Source organism: Nocardioides pymetrozini (genome assembly GCF_046058985.1).
GTDB lineage: Bacteria > Actinomycetota > Actinomycetes > Propionibacteriales > Nocardioidaceae > Nocardioides.
The window spans coordinates 2,892,718-2,912,872 of the sequence record NZ_CP175556.1; the positions used below are offsets into that span (position 1 = coordinate 2,892,718).

Annotated in this window: 20 protein-coding genes and 1 tRNA gene; 2 read left to right on the forward strand and 19 right to left on the reverse strand. The window is 72.3% G+C overall.

Annotated elements, in window-relative coordinates; translation table 11 throughout:
* Window positions 1-66: 66 nt before the first annotated feature.
* The 3 genes from ACJ5H2_RS14200 to ACJ5H2_RS14210 all read right to left on the reverse strand — a co-directional run bounded on the left by ACJ5H2_RS14200 (window position 67) and on the right by ACJ5H2_RS14210 (window position 5,070).
* Window positions 67-663, reverse strand: a complete 597-nt coding sequence (locus tag ACJ5H2_RS14200; protein WP_408896059.1) for a TetR/AcrR family transcriptional regulator — start codon at window positions 661-663, stop codon at window positions 67-69.
* A 96-nt stretch (window positions 664-759) separates the two neighbouring features.
* On the reverse strand, window positions 760-3,261 hold the full coding sequence (leuS, locus tag ACJ5H2_RS14205; RefSeq protein ID WP_408896060.1) for a leucine--tRNA ligase: 2,502 nt from the start codon (window positions 3,259-3,261) through the stop codon (window positions 760-762).
* A gap of 30 nt (window positions 3,262-3,291) precedes the next feature.
* Window positions 3,292-5,070 (reverse strand): ABC transporter ATP-binding protein, encoded by a 1,779-nt coding sequence (locus ACJ5H2_RS14210; protein ID WP_408896061.1) that lies wholly within the window; start codon window positions 5,068-5,070, stop codon window positions 3,292-3,294.
* A gap of 83 nt (window positions 5,071-5,153) precedes the next feature.
* On the opposite strand from ACJ5H2_RS14210, the gene ACJ5H2_RS14215 reads away from it, so the two are divergent.
* Window positions 5,154-5,915, forward strand: coding sequence for an SDR family NAD(P)-dependent oxidoreductase (locus tag ACJ5H2_RS14215; RefSeq protein WP_408896062.1), 762 nt, complete (start codon window positions 5,154-5,156; stop codon window positions 5,913-5,915).
* A 122-nt stretch (window positions 5,916-6,037) separates the two neighbouring features.
* On the opposite strand, the gene ACJ5H2_RS14220 is transcribed toward ACJ5H2_RS14215, so the two are convergent.
* The 5 genes from ACJ5H2_RS14220 to ACJ5H2_RS14240 all read right to left on the reverse strand — a co-directional run bounded on the left by ACJ5H2_RS14220 (window position 6,038) and on the right by ACJ5H2_RS14240 (window position 11,763).
* Window positions 6,038-8,113 carry a PhoX family protein gene (locus ACJ5H2_RS14220; protein ID WP_408896063.1) on the reverse strand — a complete coding sequence of 692 codons (2,076 nt, stop codon included), beginning with the start codon at window positions 8,111-8,113 and terminating at the stop codon, window positions 6,038-6,040.
* Window positions 8,114-8,188: 75 nt separating this feature from the next.
* Window positions 8,189-8,668, reverse strand: a complete 480-nt coding sequence (locus ACJ5H2_RS14225; RefSeq protein ID WP_408896064.1) for a carboxymuconolactone decarboxylase family protein — start codon at window positions 8,666-8,668, stop codon at window positions 8,189-8,191.
* Window positions 8,668-8,976 (reverse strand): GNAT family N-acetyltransferase, encoded by a 309-nt coding sequence (locus ACJ5H2_RS14230; protein WP_408896065.1) that lies wholly within the window; start codon window positions 8,974-8,976, stop codon window positions 8,668-8,670. Before ACJ5H2_RS14230 ends, ACJ5H2_RS14225 begins: the two co-directional genes overlap by 1 nt.
* A 123-nt stretch (window positions 8,977-9,099) precedes the next feature.
* Window positions 9,100-11,313: a catalase/peroxidase HPI gene (katG, locus tag ACJ5H2_RS14235; RefSeq protein ID WP_408896066.1), complete on the reverse strand. Its 2,214-nt coding sequence runs from the start codon at window positions 11,311-11,313 to the stop codon at window positions 9,100-9,102.
* Window positions 11,314-11,337: 24 nt separating this feature from the next.
* Window positions 11,338-11,763, reverse strand: a complete 426-nt coding sequence (locus ACJ5H2_RS14240; protein WP_408896067.1) for a Fur family transcriptional regulator — start codon at window positions 11,761-11,763, stop codon at window positions 11,338-11,340.
* A gap of 91 nt (window positions 11,764-11,854) precedes the next feature.
* Between ACJ5H2_RS14240 and ACJ5H2_RS14245 the strand changes: the two genes are divergently transcribed.
* Window positions 11,855-12,133, forward strand: a complete 279-nt coding sequence (locus ACJ5H2_RS14245; RefSeq protein WP_408896068.1) for a hypothetical protein — start codon at window positions 11,855-11,857, stop codon at window positions 12,131-12,133.
* Between the two features lie 97 nt (window positions 12,134-12,230).
* Here the strand turns inward: ACJ5H2_RS14245 and sodN are convergent, their stop codons facing one another.
* From sodN to ACJ5H2_RS14300, 11 genes are all read right to left on the reverse strand, one after another.
* Window positions 12,231-12,620, reverse strand: coding sequence for a superoxide dismutase, Ni (sodN, locus tag ACJ5H2_RS14250; protein WP_408896069.1), 390 nt, complete (start codon window positions 12,618-12,620; stop codon window positions 12,231-12,233).
* 47 nt (window positions 12,621-12,667) lie between these two features.
* The gene (locus tag ACJ5H2_RS14255; RefSeq protein WP_408896070.1) at window positions 12,668-13,192 is read right to left on the reverse strand and encodes a flavin reductase family protein; all 525 of its coding nucleotides are present in this window, start codon (window positions 13,190-13,192) and stop codon (window positions 12,668-12,670) included.
* Between the two features lie 71 nt (window positions 13,193-13,263).
* Complete coding sequence (locus ACJ5H2_RS14260; RefSeq protein WP_408896071.1) at window positions 13,264-14,643, reverse strand: NAD(P)/FAD-dependent oxidoreductase; 1,380 nt, start codon at window positions 14,641-14,643, stop codon at window positions 13,264-13,266.
* Between the two features lie 74 nt (window positions 14,644-14,717).
* Window positions 14,718-14,790: transfer RNA gene (locus tag ACJ5H2_RS14265), tRNA-Ala, on the reverse strand.
* A gap of 201 nt (window positions 14,791-14,991) precedes the next feature.
* Window positions 14,992-15,606 (reverse strand): histidine phosphatase family protein, encoded by a 615-nt coding sequence (locus tag ACJ5H2_RS14270; RefSeq protein WP_408896072.1) that lies wholly within the window; start codon window positions 15,604-15,606, stop codon window positions 14,992-14,994.
* Window positions 15,603-15,989, reverse strand: coding sequence for a ribosome silencing factor (gene rsfS, locus ACJ5H2_RS14275; protein WP_408896073.1), 387 nt, complete (start codon window positions 15,987-15,989; stop codon window positions 15,603-15,605). Before rsfS ends, ACJ5H2_RS14270 begins: the two co-directional genes overlap by 4 nt.
* Entirely contained in the window at window positions 15,986-16,633 is a 648-nt protein-coding gene (nadD, locus tag ACJ5H2_RS14280) for a nicotinate-nucleotide adenylyltransferase (protein ID WP_408896074.1), read from the reverse strand. The genes rsfS and nadD overlap by 4 nt, the downstream gene beginning before the upstream one ends.
* Window positions 16,634-16,657: 24 nt before the next feature.
* Window positions 16,658-16,822, reverse strand: a complete 165-nt coding sequence (locus tag ACJ5H2_RS14285) for a hypothetical protein (RefSeq protein ID WP_408896075.1) — start codon at window positions 16,820-16,822, stop codon at window positions 16,658-16,660.
* A gap of 85 nt (window positions 16,823-16,907) precedes the next feature.
* A complete protein-coding gene (locus tag ACJ5H2_RS14290) occupies window positions 16,908-17,369 on the reverse strand; it encodes a hypothetical protein (RefSeq protein ID WP_408896076.1) in 462 nt (153 codons plus the stop codon).
* Window positions 17,366-18,028 carry a CDP-alcohol phosphatidyltransferase family protein gene (locus tag ACJ5H2_RS14295; RefSeq protein ID WP_408896077.1) on the reverse strand — a complete coding sequence of 221 codons (663 nt, stop codon included), beginning with the start codon at window positions 18,026-18,028 and terminating at the stop codon, window positions 17,366-17,368. Before ACJ5H2_RS14295 ends, ACJ5H2_RS14290 begins: the two co-directional genes overlap by 4 nt.
* 870 nt (window positions 18,029-18,898) lie before the next feature.
* The gene (locus ACJ5H2_RS14300; RefSeq protein WP_408896078.1) at window positions 18,899-20,149 is read right to left on the reverse strand and encodes a glutamate-5-semialdehyde dehydrogenase; all 1,251 of its coding nucleotides are present in this window, start codon (window positions 20,147-20,149) and stop codon (window positions 18,899-18,901) included.
* Between the last annotated feature and the right edge of the window lie 6 nt (window positions 20,150-20,155).

The window sequence follows — 20,155 nt, forward strand, 5'->3', positions numbered from 1 at the left end:
GTCAAGAATGCCGCGAGGGGCCGGTGGCGATCGCCACCGGCCCCTCTGGAGCGACGCGTCCGCGGCTCAGGGAGCCAGCACGAACCAGCCCAGGACCTGCTCGCAGACCGCGCGCATCCGGTCCGCGCTCATGCTCCGCGAGCCCAGCAGCACCTGGAGGCTGAGGCCGTCGATCATCCCGATCAGGCCGTTGGCGAAGATCACCGGGTCGCCGTCGCGGAACTCGCCCGCGTCCTGCCCGTCGCGGATGATCGCGGCGACGGCGCGGCGCCACTCGCCGTACACGCGTTCGTTGAGCTCTTGCAGGTCAGCGTCGTGGAGAGCTTCGACCCAGAGCTCGGCCCAGACGTGCCACGCGCTGATCGTCTCGTCCCCCTCCGGGAGGTAGGACTCGACGAAGTCGCGCAGCCGCTGGCTGGGCGAGGCGTCGCTCTCGAGGATCTCGCGCCGGCGGCCGAGGGACTGGGTGAAGTTCCAGTCGAAGGCGGCGTGCATCAGGTCGCGCTTGGTGTCGAAGTAGTAGTGCACGGTGCCGGTGCTCGTGCCGGCGCGCTTCGCAACGTCCGCGATCCGCAGTGACTTGAACCCGATCTCCGACACCACCTCGCAGGCGGCCGCGAGGATCTGCTCCTTGCGCTCCGCCTCGACGCTCGCCCTGGCCATGGCTGCTCCTCCGAGTTGTTTGACTGATCAGTCAATCATTCGGAGAGGCTTCCCGCAAGGGCTCACCACGGCTACCGGTCGGAGCCGCCCGTCGGGTCAGACGACGATGTTGACGAGCTTCGGCGCCCGCACGACCACCTTGCGCACCGGTCGGCCGTCGATGGCCCGCACCACCGCGGGATCGGCCAGCGCGGCCGCCTCGAGGTCGGCCTCGCTGATGTCCGGCGCGACCTCCAGCCGCCCACGCACCTTGCCCTGGATCTGGACGACGGCCGTGACGGCGTCCTCGACCAGGAGCGCGGGGTCCGCCACGGGCCAGGAGGCCTGGACGACGGAGGGCTGGTGCCCGAGCCGCTCCCACATCTCCTCCGCGGTGTACGGCGCCACCAGGGAGAGCAGGATCGCGACGGTCTCCACCGCCTCCCGGACGGCCGGGTCCGCGGGGCCGCACCCGCCCTTCTCCGGCGGGTTGTCGATGGCCTTGCGGGTGGCGTTGACCAGCTCCATGATCCGCGCGACCACGACGTTGAAGCGGTAGGAGTCGAGCAGGTGCTCGGCCTCGCTGATCGTGCGGTGCGTGACCTTGCGCAGGGCCAGGTCGCCGGTCCCCGGGTCGGACCCGGGCGCCGAGGTGACATCGCCCGCGAGGCGCCAGGCGCGCTGCAGGAACTTGGCCGAGCCGGCCGGCGAGACGTCCGCCCAGTCGATGTTGTCCTCCGGCGGACTGGCGAAGACCAGGGTCAGGCGCACGGCGTCGACGCCGAACTCCTCCAGCTGGGCACCGAGCGCCACACCGTTGCCGAGCGACTTGCTCATCTTGTGGCCGTTGTTGATGACCGTGCCCTGCGAGAGGTACGCCGAGAACGGCTCGTCCCAGTCGATCAGGCCCATGTCGCGCAGCGCCTTGGTGAAGAAGCGCGAGTAGAGCAGGTGCAGGACCGCGTGCTCGGAGCCTCCGAGGTAGAAGTCGACCGGGCCCCAGGCCTTGGCCAGGGCGGGGTCGAAGGCCTGCTCGTCGTCGTGCGGCGAGAGGAAGCGGAAGAAGTACCACGACGAGTCGACGAAGGTGTCCATGGTGTCGGTGTCGCGGGTCGCGGGCCCGCCGCAGGTGGGGCAGCTGACGTTGACCCACTCGGTCGCCGCGCCGAGAGGCGAGGTGCCCTTCGGCTTCAGGTCGGCGCCGCGCAGCTCGGGCAGCTCGACCGGCAGCTGGTCCTCCGGGACCGGGACCTCACCGTCGACGGGGCAGTGGATGACCGGGATGGGCGCGCCCCAGTAGCGCTGCCGGGAGAGCAGCCAGTCACGCAGGCGGAAGTTGACGGTCCCGGTGCCGTGGCCGTCGGCCTCCAGCAGCGCGATCGCCCTGCGGATGCCCTCGGCCTTGTCCGTGAGGCCGTCCAGCGGCCCGGAGCTGACGTAGGTGCCGTTGCCGGTGGTCGCGACCCCCGACTCCTCGGGGTTCTCCTCGCCCGTGTCGACCACGCGTCGTACCGGGAGGTCCATCTGGCGAGCGAAGTCCAGGTCGCGCTGGTCGTGCGCGGGCACCGCCATGATCGCGCCCGTGCCGTAGTCGGCGAGCACGTAGTCGGAGGCCCAGACGGGGATCTGCTCGCCGGTCACGGGGTTCGTCGCGTGGACGCCGAGGAAGACGCCGGTCTTCGGCCGCTCGGTCGAGAGCCGGTCGATGTCCGAGGCCTTGCGGACCTCGACGAGGTAGTCCTCGAGGGCCGGGCGCTGCTCGTCGGAGACCAGCTCGGCCGCCAGCTTCGCGTCCGCGGCGACCACCATGAAGGTGGCGCCCCACAGGGTGTCCGGACGGGTCGTGAAGACCGTGACGGCGTCGTGCCCCTCGATGTCGAAGGTGACGTGCGCGCCCTCGGAGCGGCCGATCCAGTTCCGCTGGGCGTTGACGACCTTGGGGATCCAGCTGTCCTGCAGGTCATCGAGCGCGTCGTACAGCTCCTGGGCGTAGGCGGTGGTCCTGAAGTACCACTGCGTCAGCTCCTTCTTGGTGACCTCGGCCCCGCAGCGCTCGCAGGTGCCGTCGGCCAGCACCTGCTCGTTGGCGAGCACGGTCTGGTCGTTGGGACACCAGTTCACCGGCGAGTTCTTGCGGTAGGCCAGGCCCTGCTCCCGCAGCTTCAGGAACAGCCACTGGGTCCACTTGTAGTACGCCGGATCGGAGGTGTGCAGCCGGCGGGACCAGTCGAAGCTGACGCCGTACCTCTTCATCGAGGCGAACTGCGTCTCGATGTTGCCGTAGGTGTACGTCGCGGGGTGCTCGTCGTTCTTGATCGCGGCGTTCTCGGCGGGCAGGCCGAAGGAGTCCCAGCCCATCGGGTTGAGCACCTCGAAGCCGCGGAAGCGCCAGTAGCGGGCCAGGACGTCGTGGATCGCGAAGACCTCGGCGTGCCCCATGTGGAGGTCGCCGCTCGGGTAGGGGAACATCGTCAGCGCGTAGCGCTTCTCCCGCTCGCCCGAGGTCACGGCCGCGTCGTCGGCCCGGAACGGGTCGAGCGACTCCCAGACCGGAAGCCACTTCTCCTCGACGGCATGGACGTCGTAGTGGACCTCGGAGGATGCGACCGTTTCACTCACGGCCAAAGGATAGTCGTCGCCGCCGGCCGGTCAGCCCACGGCCTCGCCGGTCTGGACCCGCCACAGCGCCGCATAGGCGCCGTCGCGGGCGACCAGCTCGTCGTGCGTGCCCGCCTCGGCGATCCGCCCGCCGTCGAGGACCCAGATCCGGTGGGCATGACGCACCGTGGAGAGCCGGTGCGCGACGACGATCGTCGTACACCGCTCCCCCGCGCGGCGCAGGGACTGCTGGATCGCCGCCTCGGTCTCGTTGTCGACGGCGCTGGTCGCCTCGTCGAGCACGAGAAGGGCGGGATCGCGCAGGAGCGCGCGGGCCAGGGCGATCCGCTGGCGCTGGCCGCCCGACAGGGTGATCCCGCGCTCTCCCACCCAGGCGTCGTAGCCCCCGTCGAGCCGTGCGATGAACTCCGCGGCGGCCGCGGCCTCCGCGGCCGCCTCGACGTCGGCGCGGGTGGCGTCGGGGCGACCGTACGCGATGTTGTCGGCGATCGTCCCGCCGAACAGGAAGACGTCCTGGGCGACATAGCCCATCGACCCGCGCAGCGAGTCCCAGTCGAGCTCGCGCACGTCCGTGCCGTCGAGCAGCACCTGTCCCGCTCGCGGGTCGTCGAAGCGGAGCACCAGCCGCAGCAGGGACGACTTCCCGGCGCCGGTCGGACCGACGATGGCGTGGGTCTCCCCCGCCGGGACGACGAGGTCCAGGTCGTGCAGCACGTCGGGCCCGTCGGCGTACCCGGCACGCACGGAGCGCAGCTCCACCCGCCCCCGGACCGGCCGCGCGAGCGCCCGCGTCCCCGCCGGTACGTCGACGGGCTCGGCCAGCAGCGCCAGGATCCGGGCCGTCGACGCGCGCCCTCGCTGGTAGAGGTCGAGCACCTCGGCGACGGCCGTCAGCGGCCAGAGCAGGCGCTGGGTCATGAACACCAGCACCGAGTACAGCCCCAGCTCCAGCTCCCCGTCGAGGGTGGCCCAGCCGCCGAGGAGCAGGGTGCAGGTGAAGCCCGCGAGGATCGCCATCCGCACGAGGGGGACGAAGGCGGCCGAGGAGCGGATGGCGACGAGGTTGGCCTCGCGGTAGGCGGTCGAGACCGCCGCGATCCGGTCGCGCTCGCGCTCCTCGGCGGTGAACGCCTTGATGGTGGCGATGCCCGCCAGGTTCGCGCTCAGCGCCCCGGAGAGGTCGGCGACGCGCTCGCGCACGCGGTCGTAGAGCGGCTCGAGCCGGCGCTGGAAGGCCAGCGAGCCCACGACGATGACGGGGATGGGGAGGAAGGCGTAGAGGGTCAGCTCCCACGACGCGGCCGCGAAGACCGCGCCGACGAGCACCACGTTGAGCGCGGTCTGCAGGATCGACGGCAGGCCGATGTCGAGCATCCGCTCGAGCTGGTTGACGTCGTCGTTGAGGGTTGCCAGCGTCGAGCCCTGCGGGCGGGACTCGTGCCAGCCCAGGTGCAGGTGCTGGGCGTGGTCGTAGGCCTCGACCCGCAGGTCGTGCTCGATGCCCTGCGCCAGGCCCCGCCAGAGCACGTCGGCGGCGTACTCGGAGGCCGACTCCACCAGCCACACCACCAGGTTGATCACCGCCAGCCAGCCCAGCTGCGCGTGTCGGGACTCCACGCCGAGCAGGTCCCCCACGAACGAGTCGGCACCGCGGACGACCACGTCGACCGCCGCGCCGATGAGCAGCTCGGGCACCACGTCGGCGACCTTGTTGAGCGTGGACATCGCCACGGCGAGCACGAACCGCCCGCGGAAGCGCCGGTAGCGCTGCCAGAGCGCGGCGAGCGGGCGCTCGATGACCGGTTCCACGGGTGTCCTCCTGAGGGTCGAGCTTAGGCAGACCTTAGTGAGGGCTCTCGAGACGCTCCCACCCGGGGCGCTACGGTGCCCGCATGACTGTGACCGACCTCTTCCGACTCGACGGCAAGGTCGCCGTCGTCACCGGCGCCAGCTCCGGACTGGGCGTCGACTTCGCCCGGGCCCTCGCCGAGGCCGGCGCGGACGTCGCGCTCGGCGCGCGCCGCGTCGACCGGCTCGCCGACACCGCCGCCCTCGTCGAGGCCGCGGGCCGGCGCGCGCTCAGCGTCGCCACCGACGTCGCCGACCCGGCGTCGTGCCAGGCGCTCGTCGACGCGACCGTCGCCGAGCTCGGCCGGGTCGACATCCTCGTCAACAACGCGGGCGTCGGGACCGCCGTACCGGCCACACGGGAGACGCCCGAGCAGTTCCGCCAGGTGATCGACGTCAACCTCAACGGCAGCTACTGGATGGCGCAGGCCTGCGGACGGGTGATGGAGCCGGGCTCGAGCATCGTCAACATCTCCTCGGTGCTCGGCATCACGACCGCGGGCCTCCCCCAGGCGGCGTACGCCGCGTCGAAGGCCGGCGTCATCGGGATGACGCGGGACCTCGCGCAGCAGTGGACCGGCCGCAAGGGGATCCGGGTCAACGCGATCGCGCCGGGCTTCTTCGCCTCCGAGATGACCGACGAGTACCCGCCCGGCTATCTCGACCAGCAGAGGCAGCGGATCCCGGCCGGCCGCAAGGGCGACGCCCGCGAGCTGGCCGCGACCCTGGTCTTCCTCGCCTCCGACGCCGCGGGCTACATCACCGGCCAGACCCTCGCCGTCGACGGCGGCCTGACCATCACCTGACCCGAACATGCGCCGACCCGGCAGAAGATGACCTGGACCGGTCGATCTTCTGCCGGGTCGGCGTCGACTCGGCGTAGCTTCGCGCCGGGTCGGCGTGCTTGCGGAAGCCCGTTGCGGGCGGGTCAGCGCGCCGCGAAGGCGACCACGACCGAAGGCCGCGGGAAGGCGTCGGTGTGCGGCCAGGTGCTGGCCTGGTTCTCGAAGGTCGCGCCGTCGATCTCGCCGGGGTGCTGGACCGCGACGAACAGCGAGCGGTCCTCGTCGGTGACCAGCGGGCCGCACGCCTCGGCACCCTTCGGCACCGTGCAGAACTGCTGGACCTGGCCGCGGTTCGGCCCGGCCACCGGGACGCGGAAGACGCCGTCGTTGCTACCGAGCACGTTGCCGTCCGTGGAGATCCACAGGTTGCCGGCCGCGTCGAACGCGACGTTGTCGGGGCAGCTGATCGGGCTGACCTTCGCCTTGTCGAAGCCGCCGAACCACGTCTCCGGCGCGGCCGGGTCGCCGCAGACGAGGAAGAGGTCCCAGACGAAGCTCGTCGCCGCGTGGTCGCCCCCGCCCGGGGTCAGCTCCAGGACGTAGCCGTTGCGGTTGCCCTTGGCGCTGGTCAGCGGCGCGCCGATGCTCGCCCGGACCATCGAGCTGCCCAGCGGGTTCGCCTCGTCGGTGGGGTACTTGACCCCGCGGTCGGAGTTGTTGGTGAGCGCGGCGTAGACCTTGCCGTTGACCGGGTTCGGCTCCACGTCCTCGGGGCGGTCCATCTTGGTCGGGGCGACCTTGTCAGCAGCGAGCCGGGTGAACAGCAGAACGTCGGCGACCGACATGCCGGGGACGTGGGACTCGGTGTCCGAGGTCAGCGGGATCCAGGTGCCGGTCCCGTCGAACTGGCCGTCCTCGGTCCCGTCGCCGGTCAGCCGGGCGACGTACAGCGTGCCCTTGGTGAGGAGCTCGAGGTTCTTCGCCCGCGCTGCCTTGGTGCCGCTGGCGTCGTAGGTGCCGGCCGAGACGAACTTGTAGAGGTAGTCGCCGCGCTCGTCGTCGCCCATGTACGCCACGGCGTGGCCGGCCGCCGAGATGGCGATGTTGGCGCCCTCGTGCTTGAAGCGGCCGAGCATGGTGTGCTTGCGCGGCGTCGAGGTCGGGTCGTAGGGGTCGATCTCGACGATCCACCCGAAGCGGTGCGGCTCGTGCGGCTCCTTCGACAGGTCGAAGCGCGGGTCGACGCTGCTCCAGCCCTTGCCCGAGCCGCTGATGCCGTAGCGGGCGTACTGGGCGGCGTAGCGGCTGTCGAGGCCGGCACCCTTGTCGAAGTACTGGTTGAAGTTCTCCTCGCCCGACAGCACCGTGCCCCAGGGCGTGGTGCCGCCGGCGCAGTTGTTGAACGTGCCGAGGACGTGCTTGCCCGCGGGGTCGGCGGTGGTCCGCACGCGCAGGTCGCCGGCCACGGGGCCGGTGAGCTCGAAGACGGTGGCGTCGTGGATGCGGCGGTTCTGGGCGGAGTGGCCGAGGCCGGCGCGCTTCCACGAGCCGGCCGGCTTGTGGCGGCGCACCTTCACCACGGACATGCCGTGGCTGGCGATGGCGATCCGCTTGATCTCGTCGGCGGTGTAGGCGCCGGTCGGGAACATCAGGTTCTCGTCGGTGTACTCGTGGTTCACGACGAGCAGGGCCTCGTCGTCGTTCAGCGGCAGCAGTCCGACGTAGTCGCAGTTGTAGCCGAACTGTCGGCGCGCGGACTCGACCGACTGGGCGTGCGGGTCGAACTCCGGGGCGCCCTTGACGACCGGGTCGCCCCAGCGGATGACCACGTCGTGGTCGAAGCCCTTCGCGGTGACGAAGGCGTCGCGCTTGTTGGGCTCGACCGGCGTGAAGGCCGCCTGGCCGAGCGAGCCGTGCCCGGTCGGGGCGCCGGGACGGCGCGGGGCCTGGGTCGCGGCGGCGGCGAGCCCACCGGACTGGACGACGCCGCCCACCAGGAGCGCGCCGGCGGTCAGGGAGCCACCGCGCAGGAAGCTGCGGCGGCCGACGGCCTTCGCGATCTCGTCGCGCATGCGGACGTGGTCGGTGGGGTTCGGCTCGGGCTGGTCGCAGGCGTTGCCGCAGCGGAAGAGGCAGGTCATGTGAGAGCGCGAGCCGTGCCGGTTCCCCTCGGGGGCGAGGGCGAGCAGCGGGCGGTTCTCGGGGCGCACGGAGGTCATGGGTGCACCCGACCAGCCGCCCGTGAACCACTCCCTGCGGACAGGTTGCGGCCGGGTGAACCGGGGGCGGCGGCGCTACCGGACCGGGTGGTGGCTGGTGATCGAGATCCGGTTGAAGGCGTTCATCGTGATCGCCACCCACGCGACCGCGGTGTATGCGGCGTCCCCGAGCACGGCCCGGGCCTCGTCCTCGGCGTAGCGGCGCTCGTCCGGCTCGGGCAGCCGGGTGATCGACTCGACGAGCTGCAGGGCGGCACGCTCCTGCTCGCTGAACAGGCTCGTCTCGGACCACGCGTCGAGCACCACGAGCCGGCGCTCGGACTCGCCGGCCTCCACCGCGCGGCGGCGGTGGAGGTCGAGGCAGTAGGCGCACCCGTTGATCTGGGAGACCCGGATGTTGAGCAGCTCGACGAGCCGGCGGTCGAGGCCCGCGGCCTCCGCCGCCGCACCGACCTCGAGGGCCAGCGCCGCCGCGGCCTGGTACGACGCGGGCTGGGCCTTGTCCAAGAAGACGTCGCGGCGCCGCTCGGCCCCGGCCGCGGGCGTGTCGCCCATCAGACCGGGTCGGTGATGTCGGCGAACTCCTCGTGCTTGGTGATCCACCGCGCGACGTAGGGGCAGTGCGCGTGGATCCGCTTGCCCTGGCCGCGGACGTCGGCGAGCGCCATCGCGACGAGGTCGCCGGCCAGGCCGCGGCCGCCGTACGCGTCGTCGACCTCGGTGTGGACGAAGTCGACGTGCTCCTCGTCCGGAAGCCGGTACTGCGTGAAGCCGACCAGCGTCTCGCCGTCGCGGATCTCGTAGCGGTGCCGCTCCGGCACGTGGACGTACGCGATGGTGCTGTTGTCGGGTGCGTCGCTCATGCGGACATCCTGCCCTCCCCGTGGTCGTCCGCGGGGACGGCGCCCGGAGGCGCCCGGAAAAGGACGCGGAGGCCGCCCCGTTCGGGGCGGCCTCCGCTCAGCGCTGCGGTCCGTGCGTGCCGGTCAGCGCAGGTCGAAGCGGTCGAGCTCCATGACCTTGGTCCAGGCCGCGACGAAGTCCGCGGCGAACTTCTCCCGGGCGTCGGCGCTGGCGTAGACCTCGGCGAGGGCGCGCAGCTGCGAGTTGGAGCCGAAGATCAGGTCGGCCGCCGTGGCGGTCCACCGGACCTCACCCGTGGCGGCGTCCCGGATCTCGTAGACGTTCTCCTCGTTCTCCGACGCCTTCACGACCGTGCCCGGCGCGAGCAGGTTGGTGAAGAAGTCGGTGGACAGTACGCCGGGCCGCTCGGTGAGGACGCCGTGGGAGGTGCCCCCCACGTTGGTCCCCAGCGTGCGCAGGCCGCCGAGCAGCACGGTCATCTCCGGGGCGGAGAGCTCCAGCATGTAGGCACGGTCGAGGAGGAGGGTCTCCAGCGGCAGCTTCTCCCCGGCGCGGACGTAGCTGCGGAAGCCGTCGGCCCGCGGCTCGAGGACGGCGAAGGACTCGACGTCGGTCTGCTCCTGGGTGGCGTCCGTGCGTCCGGGGCGGAACGGCACCGTCACGTCGAAGCCGCCGTCCTTCGCCGCCTTCTCGACCGCTGCCGAGCCGGCGAGGACGATGAGGTCGGCCAGCGAGATCTTCTTCTCGCCCTGCGCGTTGAACTCGGCCCGGAGCTCCTCGAGCCTGCCGAGGACGGTCGCGAGCTGCTCGGGCTGGTTGGCCTCCCAGTCCTTCTGGGGCGCGAGCCGGATCCGGGCGCCGTTGGCGCCACCGCGCTTGTCGGTGGTGCGGAAGGTCGCGGCCGAGGCCCACGCGGTGGAGACCAGCTCGGCGACGCCGAGACCGGAGGCGAGGACCTTCTCCTTGAGGGCGGCCACGTCCTGGTCGTCGACGAGGGGGTGGTCGACCGCCGGGACCGGGTCCTGCCACAGCTGCGGCTCGGGCACCCACGGGCCGAGATAGCGCGAGACCGGGCCCATGTCGCGGTGGAGCAGCTTGTACCAGGCCTTGGCGAAGGCGTCGGCGAACTGGTCGGGGTTCTCGAGGAAGCGGCGCGAGATCTTCTCGTACTCCGGGTCGAAGCGCAGGGCGAGGTCGCTGGTCAGCATGGTCGGCTTGCGCTTGGGCGAGTCCGGGGCCGGGCCGGGGATGATCGCCTCGGCGTCCTTGGCGACCCACTGCTTCGCGCCGGCGGGGCTCTCGGTGAGCTCCCACTCGTAGCCGAAGAGGATCTCGAAGAAGCGGTTGCTCCACTGGGTCGGCTTGTCGGTCCAGGTGACCTCGAGGCCCGAGGTGATCGCGTCCTCGCCCTTGCCGCTGCGGAAGGTGCTGCGCCAGCCGAGGCCCTGCTCATCGAGGGGCGCGCCCTCCGGCTCGGGACCGACGTGGTCCGCCGGTCCGGCGCCGTGGGTCTTGCCGAAGGTGTGGCCGCCGGCGATCAGCGCGACGGTCTCCTCGTCGTTCATCGCCATCCGCGCGAACGTGTCGCGGATGTCGCGCGCCGACGCGAGCGGGTCGGGGTTGCCGTTCGGGCCCTCCGGGTTGACGTAGATCAGGCCCATCTGGACGGCGCCGAGCGACTCCGAGAGCTGCCGGTCGCCGCTGTAGCGCTCGTCGCCGAGCCAGGTGTCCTCGGGACCCCAGAAGACCTCCTCGGGCTCCCAGACGTCCTCACGACCGAACGCGAAGCCGAAGGTCTTGAAACCCATCGACTCCAGCGCGACGTTCCCGGCGAGCACCAGCAGGTCGGCCCACGAGATCTTCTGGCCGTACTTCTGCTTGACCGGCCACAGCAGGCGCCGCGCCTTGTCGAGGTTGCCGTTGTCGGGCCAGCTGTTCAGCGGCGCGAAGCGCTGGCTGCCGTCGCCGGCGCCGCCGCGGCCGTCGTAGATCCGGTAGGTGCCGGCGGCGTGCCAGCTCAGGCGGATCATCAGGCCGCCGTAGTGGCCGAAGTCCGCAGGCCACCAGTCCTGCGAGGTGGTCAGCACCTCGGTGATGTCGCGCTTGAGCTCCTCGACATCCAGCTTCGCGAACTCCGCGGCGTAGTCGAAGGACTCCCCCAGGGGGTTGCCGGCCGGCGCGTGGGCGTGCAGCACGGAGAGGTCGAGCTGGTTGGGCCACCAGTCCTTGTTCGACCGCGGGCGGTGCGCCTTCGGGGTGGGCGAGTCCAGCGCCGGGTTCTCGCTCTCGCTCCCGCCCCCGTCGTGGGCGACGGGGCAGCCTGGGTTCTCGGTCATTCTCAACCTTTCAGGGGGTGACGGTCAGTCAGGGCGGACGGAACAGTCGGGGCACTGGCCCCAGTAGATGACCTCGGCCTCGTCGATGACGAAGCCGTGGGAGTCGGACGCGGTCAGGCAGGGGACGTGCCCCACCGCGCAGTCCACGTCGGCGATGGAGCCGCAGGTGCGGCAGACGACGTGGTGGTGGTTGTCGCCGGTGCGCGTCTCGTAGCGCGCCACCGAGCCCGCGGGCTTGATGCTGCGCACCAGGCCGGCGCCGGTGAGGGTGTGCAGGGAGTCGTACACCGCCTGGTGCGAGACGTCGGGCAGGAGTGCCCGCGCCGCCGCGATGACCGACTCGGTGTCGGCGTGGGGGTGGGCGTGCACGGCCTCGAGGACCGCGAGCCGGGGCCGTGTGACCCGGAGCGCGACGTCCCGCAGCTGCTGCTGGAAGTCGGGCGCGGTCATGGGACCCAGCATGCCATCTTTCTTGAACCAGTCAAGACTTCGCGGCCGCGTGTCGGTGACTGAGCCGACACCGGGCGGGTACCGGCGGAGCATGGACATGTCACCCGCCTGGCTCATCCTCGGCGTCGTCGTCGCCGCGTTCATCGCGCTGGGCCTCGTCGGCGCCTTCGTGCTCGACCGCCGCCGCAACGAGGAGGTCGCCCACGACAGCGAGCGCGTCGACCCCAGCGCCGACCGCAGCGACCACACGCCGCCGGCCGACACGACCGACCCCGCCGCCCCCGGTCCCGACCACGGCTCCGACCACGGCGCCGATCACGACCGTCTGCACGTCGACCCGCAGTTCCGCGGACGACCGACGGACGGCTGATCGCCGATACCCCGACCTGCCCCACCAGGAACACGGCCGGCCCCCGCCCAGCGGGGGCCGGCCGTGTGCCGTGCGGACTAGTCCGTTGTGATCAGGCCTACTTGGTGGCCCAGAAGATCTCGGCGATCTCGTCGATCTTGGCGAGCAGCTCGTCGGCCTTGGCCGGGTCGAGGGTGCCCTTGGTCCCGGTGGCGCCGGCGAGCTTGGTGGCCTCGTTGACCAGGGTGTGCAGCTGCGGGTAGGCCTCGAAGTGCGGGGGCTTGAAGTAGTCGGTCCACAGCACCCACAGGTGGTGCTTGACCAGCTCGGAGCGCTGCTCCTTGATGAGGATGGCGCGGGTGCGGAAGTCGGGGTCGTCGCTGTCGAGCGCCTTGGCGATCACGGCCTTGATCGACTCGGCCTCGATGCGGGCCTGGGCGGGGTCGTAGACGCCGCAGGGCAGGTCGCAGTGGGCGGACACCTCGACAGTGCGCGCGAACAGTCGCATGGGCGGTTCCTTTCGTCCTCTCGTGAGGCCGGCCCGCGGCTCGGGGCTCAGCCTTCGACCGCGCGCAGCAGCGGCAGCACGCGGTCCTCCGGCAGCGGTGCCGGCGTCCAGTACTCGCGGTCGTGATGGACCAACGGTGCGACGGGGCGGCCGAGCTCGACCTCGTCGACCTCGAGGAGCACCAGCCACGACCCGCCGGCCGGGATCACGCGCACCGCACGGCCGCGGAAGGTCGCCACGGCTCCGGGCAGCACGAGTCCGCGCTCGTCGCGCGCCCATCCCTGCTCGTCGGTGAAGCGCTCGGCGCGACGGTCGGCGTACGCCGCGGCGAGATCGGCCTGGTCGGCGCTCAGCACGAAGACCGACAGGCGGTCGCAGCCGACCAGCTGGGGACCCACCGAGCTCGCTCGCGCCAGCGAGAACGACAGGAGCGCCGGGTCCGCGCTGACGGACGCCACGCTGGACACCGTCGCGCCGACCGGCCCGGTCGCGGTCTCACCGACGACGAGGGCGACGCCGGCGGCGTGGCGGCGGAAGCCTGCCTTGAACTGGTCTGCGAGCGATCCCGTCACGTGCCGCAGGCTAGGACCTCAACCAGAGTTGAGGTCCAGTGTTGTTGACGCACGTCACATCCGGAGTCCCGCTACCGCCCGCTGACGCGGTTCGCCAGTGTCGCGATGCGAGACGTACGGGGTGCGCCTCGCTGCTCCAGCCGGTCGGCGAGCCCGTAGGCGCGGTACAGCCCGTGGATGCCGAGCCAGCGCAGCGGCTCGGGCTCCCACGACCGGGCGCGCTGGTCGACCCAGGGCAGCGTGGTGCGCTCGGTCCGCTCCCCCGCGACCAGGTCGGCCAGGGTGCGCCCGGCGAGGTTCGTCGCGGTGACGCCGGTGCCGACGTACCCGCCTGCCCAGCCGTGACCACTGCTCGCGTCGTAGGCGACCGTCGCCCGCCAGTTGCGGGGCACGCCGAGGACCCCGCTCCAGGCGTGCGCGATGGGGACCTCGCGCAGCATCGGGAACCACGAGCAGAGCACCTGCCGTAGGTGGCGCACCGTGCGCTCGGGGATGTCGCCGTCGAGGTCGGTGCGCGAGGCGAAGCGGTAGGGGTTGCCCCGGCCGCCGATCGCGATGCGGCCGTCGGGAGTGCGCTGCGCGTAGGAGTAGACGTGGGCGAAGTCCTCGAGCGTGTCGTAGTGCGCCCACCCGATCTCCGCCCAGGCCGCGTCCGGCAGGGGCTCGGTCACGATCATCGAGGAGTTCATCGGCACCCAGGTACGCCGCTCCCCCGCCAGCGCGGCGGTGAAGCCCTCCGTCGCGCGGACGACGTGGCGCGCCCGCAGCGTCCCCCGGTCGGTCTCCACCCGGCCGCCGGCGATCGCACGGACCGTGGTGCCCTCGTGGATCCGGACCCCGCGCTCACGGACCGCCCGGGCCAGCCCGCGGGCCAGCCTCGCCGGATGGATCCGCGCGCAGTGCGGCTCCCACACCGCCACGCGGGCACCGGCGACCCGGATCCTGGCGCCGGCCTCGTCGGCGGTGAGCAGGCGGGCGCCGGTCTCCGGCCAGCGCTCGGCGGCGGCCGCGGCCTGGCGGGCGCGCGTCGCCTGGGCGGCGTTCCGGGCGACCAGCAGGGTGCCGCCTCGGCGTACCTCCGCGTCGATGCCGTGCCGCTCCGCGACCCGGACCACCTCGTCGACGGCGTCGTTCATGGCGCGCTGGAAGCGCGCGACCTCCGCGCGGGGATGGGTCCGGGCGTAGCCGTCGAGCCCGCCCGTCACCGACGCCGAGAGCCAGCCGCCGTTTCGGCCCGAGGCACCGTAGCCCGCGAAGCGCTGCTCGACGATCCGCACGTCGAGGTCGGGCCGCAGGTCGGACAGGTAGTACGCCGTCCAGAGGCCCGTGTAGCCCGCGCCGACGATCACGACGTCCGCCTCGCCGTCGCCCGCGAGCAGGTCCTGCGGCTCCGGGATCCCGAGCTCGGACCACCAGTACGACACCTCGCCCGTCCTGCGCGCGCTCGTCACGCGGTGAGCCTAGGGGCTCCAGGACGAAGAAGGCCGGATCCTGGGGATCCGGCCTTCTCTCGCAACTACCTCGGTGGAGGTGAGGGGACTCGAACCCCTGACCCCCTGCATGCCATGCAGGTGCGCTACCAGCTGCGCCACACCCCCGGGGTCATCGCTTCCACCCGGAGGCCGAAGCGACGTCCGGAATACTAGCCAAAGGACCCCAGCGAGGTGAAATCGGGGTGGGGTTTCGAGGCTCGCTTCGCTCGCACCTCAACCACCGGCAGGCTCGCTTCGCTCGCACCTCAACCACCGGCAGGCTCGCTTCGCTCGCACCTGAATCACCGGGCCGGGTCGCCCGGCCGCTCAGATGTTGTACGCCGCCAGCGCCCACTGACCGGTGGAGCGCTCCTCCAGGACCACGCGCGCGCAGTTGCCCAGGGCGCGCAGGTCGTGGGCGAGCTCGAGCGGCCAGCCGAGGAAGGCGACCAGGCCCGACCGGGTGGCCGCGCCGTGCGAGACCGCGACCCCGGTCTCTCCCGGCCCCAGCGCCGCCGCCAGGTCGGAGACGGCGGCGGCGAAGCGCGCGGCCACCGCGGCCGGCGCCTCGGCGCCCGGGATCTCGTCCCACTCGCCGCGCTGGAAGCGGCCGAAGGCCGCCGGGTCGCGCGCCTCGAGCTCGGCGTGCGTGAGCCCCTGGTAGTCGCCGAGCCGGAACTCGCGCAGCCGCTCGTCGTACGTCGGCTCCAGCCCGGCCACCTTGGCCACCGTCTCGGCGGTGAGCCGCGCCCGGGCCAGGTCGCTGGACCGGACGAGGGCGGGCTCGAGCGCGGCGACCAGCGGCGCCACGGCCTGGGCCTGCTCGATCCCGGTGGCGTCGAGCTCGACGTCGAGCTGGCCCTGGATCCGCTTCTCGGCGTTCCATGCGGTCCGGCCGTGCCGGAGCAGGACGATGCGGCGGCCCGGCACGCGGGCGCTCACTCGGCGGGCGGGACGGGGCCGTGGACCTCGGCCGGGAGGTCGATGGTCGGGCAGTCGCGCCACAGTCGCTCGAGCGCGTAGAACTCGCGCTCCTCGGCGTGCTGGACGTGGATCACCACGTCGCCGTAGTCGAGCAGCACCCACCGCCCGTCGCGGTGTCCCTCACGGCGGATCGGCTTCGCGTCGAGCTCGCGCAGCTTGTCCTCGATCTCCTCGACGATGGCGCGGACCTGACGGTCGTTGGCGCCGCTGGCCAGGAGGAAGGCGTCGGTGATGGCGAGCTGCTCGCTGACGTCGAAGGCCAGCTGGTCGGTCGCGAGCTTGTCGGCTGCGGCCAGGGCGGCGGCGTGCACGAGCTGGACGGCGTGGTCGGTGGCGGTCATGGAGCTTCCGTTCGAGAGGTGGCCCGCGGGGCGGGAGCGGCCGGGTAGAGGCCGTGCTTGGTGATGTACTGGACGACGCCGTCGGGGACGAGATACCAGACCGGCTGGCCGGCCCGCTGCCGCTCCCGGCAGTCGGTGGAGGAGATCGAGAGCGCGGGGATCTCGACCATGGTGACCCGGTCGTGCGGGATCCGGGCCAGCGTGGCCGGGTCCATCTCGGAGCCGGGGCGGGTGCAGCCGACGAAGTGCGCGAGCTCGAAGAGCTCGTCCACGTCGCGCCAGCTGAAGATGTCGGTCAGCGCGTCCGCGCCGGTGATGAAGTACAGGTCGGCGTCGGGCCGCTGCGCCCGCAGGTCGCGCAGCGTGTCCGTCGTGTACGTCGGCCCGCCGCGGTCGATGTCGACCCGACTGACCGTGAACCGGGGGTTGGCGGCCGTCGCGATGACGGTCATGAGATAGCGGTGCTCGGCGGGCGCGACCTGCCGGTCGGCCTTCTGCCACGGCTGGCCGGTGGGGACGAAGACGACCTCGTCCAGGTCGAACCAGCCCTGCACCTCCGAGGCGGCCACCAGGTGGCCGTGGTGGATCGGGTCGAAGGTGCCGCCCATCACCCCCAGCCGGGTACGGCGGGGCGCGTCCGTCACCGGCTCACCGTCGACACGGCCGGCTCAGCTGTGCTCGCGGCCGCCGCCGAACCAGACGAGTCCGAGCAGCAGCAGGAGGAGGAAGGCCAGCACGCCGCCGCCGATGAACCACGGGTTCACGGCGGGCTCGCCGCTCTCCTCGGCGGCGAGGACGACGGCGAGGGCGGTCTGGCTGATCTGGCTGAGCATGGCGGCATCGTATCCAACCCGCGCCGCCAACCCCGCCTCGGCCGTGCCCGAGAGGCGCGCAGGGGCGAGCTCGGCCGCGCTCAGGTCAGTGGATCGCGAAGTCGACGCCGAGGAAGAGCAGCGTGAAGCGCAGCGTCCTGCCCAGGAAGACGGTGGGGATGAACGTCCACATCGGCATCTTCAGCAGGCCACCGACCGCCGCCATCGCCAGCAGCGGGGGGATCCCGGCGGAGGCGGCGACGAACATGATCCCCGCGGCGTACCAGGGCCGGCCCTGCATCCGGGCGACCCACTTCTCGTAGGACGCCTTGATCTTCGGCTTGGACAGCTTGCGCTGCGCCCAGGCGGAGTCGGCCCCGCGGCGCGCCACCTCGTACCAGACGATCTTGCCGATCGTGGCGCCCGCGCCGGCGGCCACTCCGAGGGACACGGCAGCGGCCGTGCCGTGCTCGGCGGTGCCGGCGCCCACGATGTAGACCTCGATCGGCAGGAACGGCAGGAGGGCGGACGCGATGCTGAAGGCGAACGTCGTCAGCCACAGGATCATGCGGCCTGCGCTCCGTCGACCTCGTCCCCGCGGGTCGGCACCGGGAGCCCCAGCTGGAGCAGCCACCGCAGCGAGACGCACTTGAGCACGAGCAGCCCGACGGCGATGAGGGTCCCGAGCCAGACCCAGCCGCTGACCAGCAGGATCACCGCGAAGGCCCCGGAGTTGGCGGCCTTGCCGACCCGGGACCAGTTCCACAGGTAGATCCGGCGGTCGACGACGTGGAAGTAGTTGGGGCTGCGGATCGGCCAGGCGAGGAAGGCCAGCGACAGGTACATGTCGATGACCATGAACTCGAAGAGGTAGATCGCGATGGGGATCCCGATCCAGGTCATCGGCTCGTCGCTGATCCAGCCTCCGGGCTGCAGCCAGATCAGCCCGACGTACAGGACGCCGCAGCTGAGCCGGTCGCACATCATGTCGACGACCGCGCCCATCCGGGTCTCGCAGTCGCGCCAGCGCGCCCACTCCCCGTCGATGCTGTCCCCGACCCAGTAGGTGACGAGCCCGACGACGATCAGGGTGAGGCTGCCCTCGTACGCCGCCCAGACCGCGATGACCAGCGTGATGACCGTGCGCACGAAGGTGATGACCGTCGCCCCCGTGAAGAGCCGCTCGGCCGACGGGTCGGCGTAGATGCGGTCCGGGGTGCCTGCCATGGCGCGAAACCTACCGTCCCGCCGGAACCGGACCGATGCCCGACCCCCTGCCCATCGCAGGGATTCACCCGCCGTCCATCTCCCGCTCCTAGCGTCGCCACCGTGATCGGGCTGGCCGTGGTGTTCGCGCTCGCGAGCGCGGCGACGACTGCGGTGTCGACCTCGACCCAGCATCTCGCGGCCCGCCGGGCACCCCTGGTCGCCCTCCTGCTGGCGGCGGCGCTGGGCCCGGTGGGCTTCGCCTTCCACGTGCTCGCGCTCGACCACGGCCCGATCGGCCTGGTCCAGCCGATCGCGATCCTCGGCATCGTCCTCGCGGTGCCGCTGCGCGCGGCGCTGTCCCGCGCACGCCCGGGACGTGCGGAGCTGGTCGCGGTCGCAGTCACCGCGGGAGCGATCGCGGTCCTGCTCCTCGCGACCCGGGCCACCGAGAGCCGGCACAGCCCCGACCCCGGCGCCCTGCTGGCCGGAGTGGCCGGCTGCGGCCTGGTCGCGGTCCTGCTCCTCGCCGTCGCGGGGGTCGATCCCCGGCCGACCCGCCGCGCGTTCCTGCTCGGCGGCGCTGCCGGCGTCCTGTTCGGGCTGATGTCCGTCCTCGTCGAGGCCGGGCGGCTCCCCGGCCTGCTCGTGGCGTGCGGGGTCGGCGGCGTCGCGGTCAACCAGCTGGCCTACCGGGCGGCCCGGCTGTCCGCCTCGATGCCGGTCCTCAACGTCGTGAACTGCCTGCTGGCGCTCGGCTTCGCCCACCTGGTGCTCGGCGAGGTCGCCGAGCACTCCGTCGGGTCGGCCGCGGCGTCGGCAGCGGCGCTCGCCGCGATGGCGTGGGGCCTGTGGCGGCTTGCCCGCCTGGAGTCCGGCGGGACCGAGACGTCAGCGCACGTGGCCGTCGCCGATGACGACGTACTTGGTCGAGGTCATCTCCGGCAGTCCCATCGGCCCGCGGGCGTGCAGCTTCTGGGTGCTGATGCCGATCTCGGCCCCGAAGCCGAACTCGCCGCCGTCGGTGAACCGGGTGGAGGCGTTCACGAGGACGGCCGCTGAGTCGACCTCGGCGACGAAGCGGCGCGCCGCGCCCTGGTCCTCGGTCACGATCGCGTCGGAGTGACCGCTCGACCAGGCCCGGATGTGCTCCAGCGCCGCGTCGATGTCGGGCACGACACGCGCGGCGAGGTCGAGGGAGAGGTACTCCGCGGCCCAGTCCTCCTCCGTGGCCGGTACGACGCCCGGGTGCGCGCCGAAGGCGTCGTCGCCGTGGATCGTGACCCCTTCGCCCTGGAGCGCGGCGACCACGCGGGGCAGGAACTCCTCGGCGAGGTCGGCGTGGACCAGCAGCGACTCCGCTGCGTTGCAGACGCTGGTGCGGTGGGTCTTGGCGTTGAGGACGATCGCGAGCGCCTTGTCGAGGTCGGCGGCCCGGTCGACGTAGACGTGGCAGTTCCCCACGCCGGTCTCTATCACGGGGACCGTGGACTCGGTGACCACCGACTGGATCAGGCCCGCTCCCCCGCGCGGGATCAGGACGTCGACGTGACCGCGGGCCCGCATCAGCGCCTTCACGCTGTCATGGGTGTCGCCCGGCACGAGCTGCACGACGTCGGCGTCCAGGCCGGAGGCGGCGACCGCGTCGCGCAGGACGCCGACGATGGCGGCGTTGCTCGACCGCGCCGACGAGCTGCCCCGCAGGAGGACGGCGTTGCCGGACTTCAGGCAGATGCCGGCGGCGTCGGCGGTCACATTGGGCCGCGCCTCGTAGATCATGCCCACGACGCCGAACGGGACCCGGACCTGCCGCAGCTCGAGGCCGTTGGCGAGCACGCTGCCGCGCACCACCTCGCCCACGGGGTCGGGCAGGCCCGCGACGTCGCGCAGGCCCTGGGCCATGGCCTCGAGGCGCTCGGTCGTGAGCCGGAGCCGGTCGATGATGTTGGGCGGCGTGCCGTCGGTCTCGGCGCGGGCGACGTCCTCGGCGTTGCCGGCGAGGATCTCGTCCGCCCGGGCGAGGAGCGCCTCGGCCATCGCGTGGAGGGTGGCGTCCTTCTGGGCGCGGGTGGCGAGCGCCAGCGCGCGGCTGGCGACCCGGGCGCGCTGGGCGACCTCGCGGACCTCGACCTCGGCAGTCATGGTCCC

Bases quoted from the DNA above. Each gene is read 5' to 3' on its own strand.
- ACJ5H2_RS14200 (WP_408896059.1), bottom strand. From the start codon at position 663: ATGGCCAGGGCGAGCGTCGAGGCGGAGCGCAAGGAGCAGATCCTCGCG.
- ACJ5H2_RS14215 (WP_408896062.1), top strand. From the start codon at position 5,154: ATGACTGTGACCGACCTCTTCCGACTCGACGGCAAGGTCGCCGTCGTC.
- ACJ5H2_RS14220 (WP_408896063.1), bottom strand. From the start codon at position 8,113: ATGACCTCCGTGCGCCCCGAGAACCGCCCGCTGCTCGCCCTCGCCCCC.
- ACJ5H2_RS14225 (WP_408896064.1), bottom strand. From the start codon at position 8,668: ATGGGCGACACGCCCGCGGCCGGGGCCGAGCGGCGCCGCGACGTCTTC.
- ACJ5H2_RS14230 (WP_408896065.1), bottom strand. From the start codon at position 8,976: ATGAGCGACGCACCCGACAACAGCACCATCGCGTACGTCCACGTGCCG.
- katG (WP_408896066.1), bottom strand. From the start codon at position 11,313: ATGACCGAGAACCCAGGCTGCCCCGTCGCCCACGACGGGGGCGGGAGC.
- ACJ5H2_RS14240 (WP_408896067.1), bottom strand. From the start codon at position 11,763: ATGACCGCGCCCGACTTCCAGCAGCAGCTGCGGGACGTCGCGCTCCGG.
- ACJ5H2_RS14245 (WP_408896068.1), top strand. From the start codon at position 11,855: ATGGACATGTCACCCGCCTGGCTCATCCTCGGCGTCGTCGTCGCCGCG.
- sodN (WP_408896069.1), bottom strand. From the start codon at position 12,620: ATGCGACTGTTCGCGCGCACTGTCGAGGTGTCCGCCCACTGCGACCTG.
- rsfS (WP_408896073.1), bottom strand. From the start codon at position 15,989: ATGACCGCCACCGACCACGCCGTCCAGCTCGTGCACGCCGCCGCCCTG.
- ACJ5H2_RS14285 (WP_408896075.1), bottom strand. From the start codon at position 16,822: ATGCTCAGCCAGATCAGCCAGACCGCCCTCGCCGTCGTCCTCGCCGCC.
- ACJ5H2_RS14290 (WP_408896076.1), bottom strand. From the start codon at position 17,369: ATGATCCTGTGGCTGACGACGTTCGCCTTCAGCATCGCGTCCGCCCTC.
- ACJ5H2_RS14295 (WP_408896077.1), bottom strand. From the start codon at position 18,028: ATGGCAGGCACCCCGGACCGCATCTACGCCGACCCGTCGGCCGAGCGG.
- ACJ5H2_RS14300 (WP_408896078.1), bottom strand. From the start codon at position 20,149: ATGACTGCCGAGGTCGAGGTCCGCGAGGTCGCCCAGCGCGCCCGGGTC.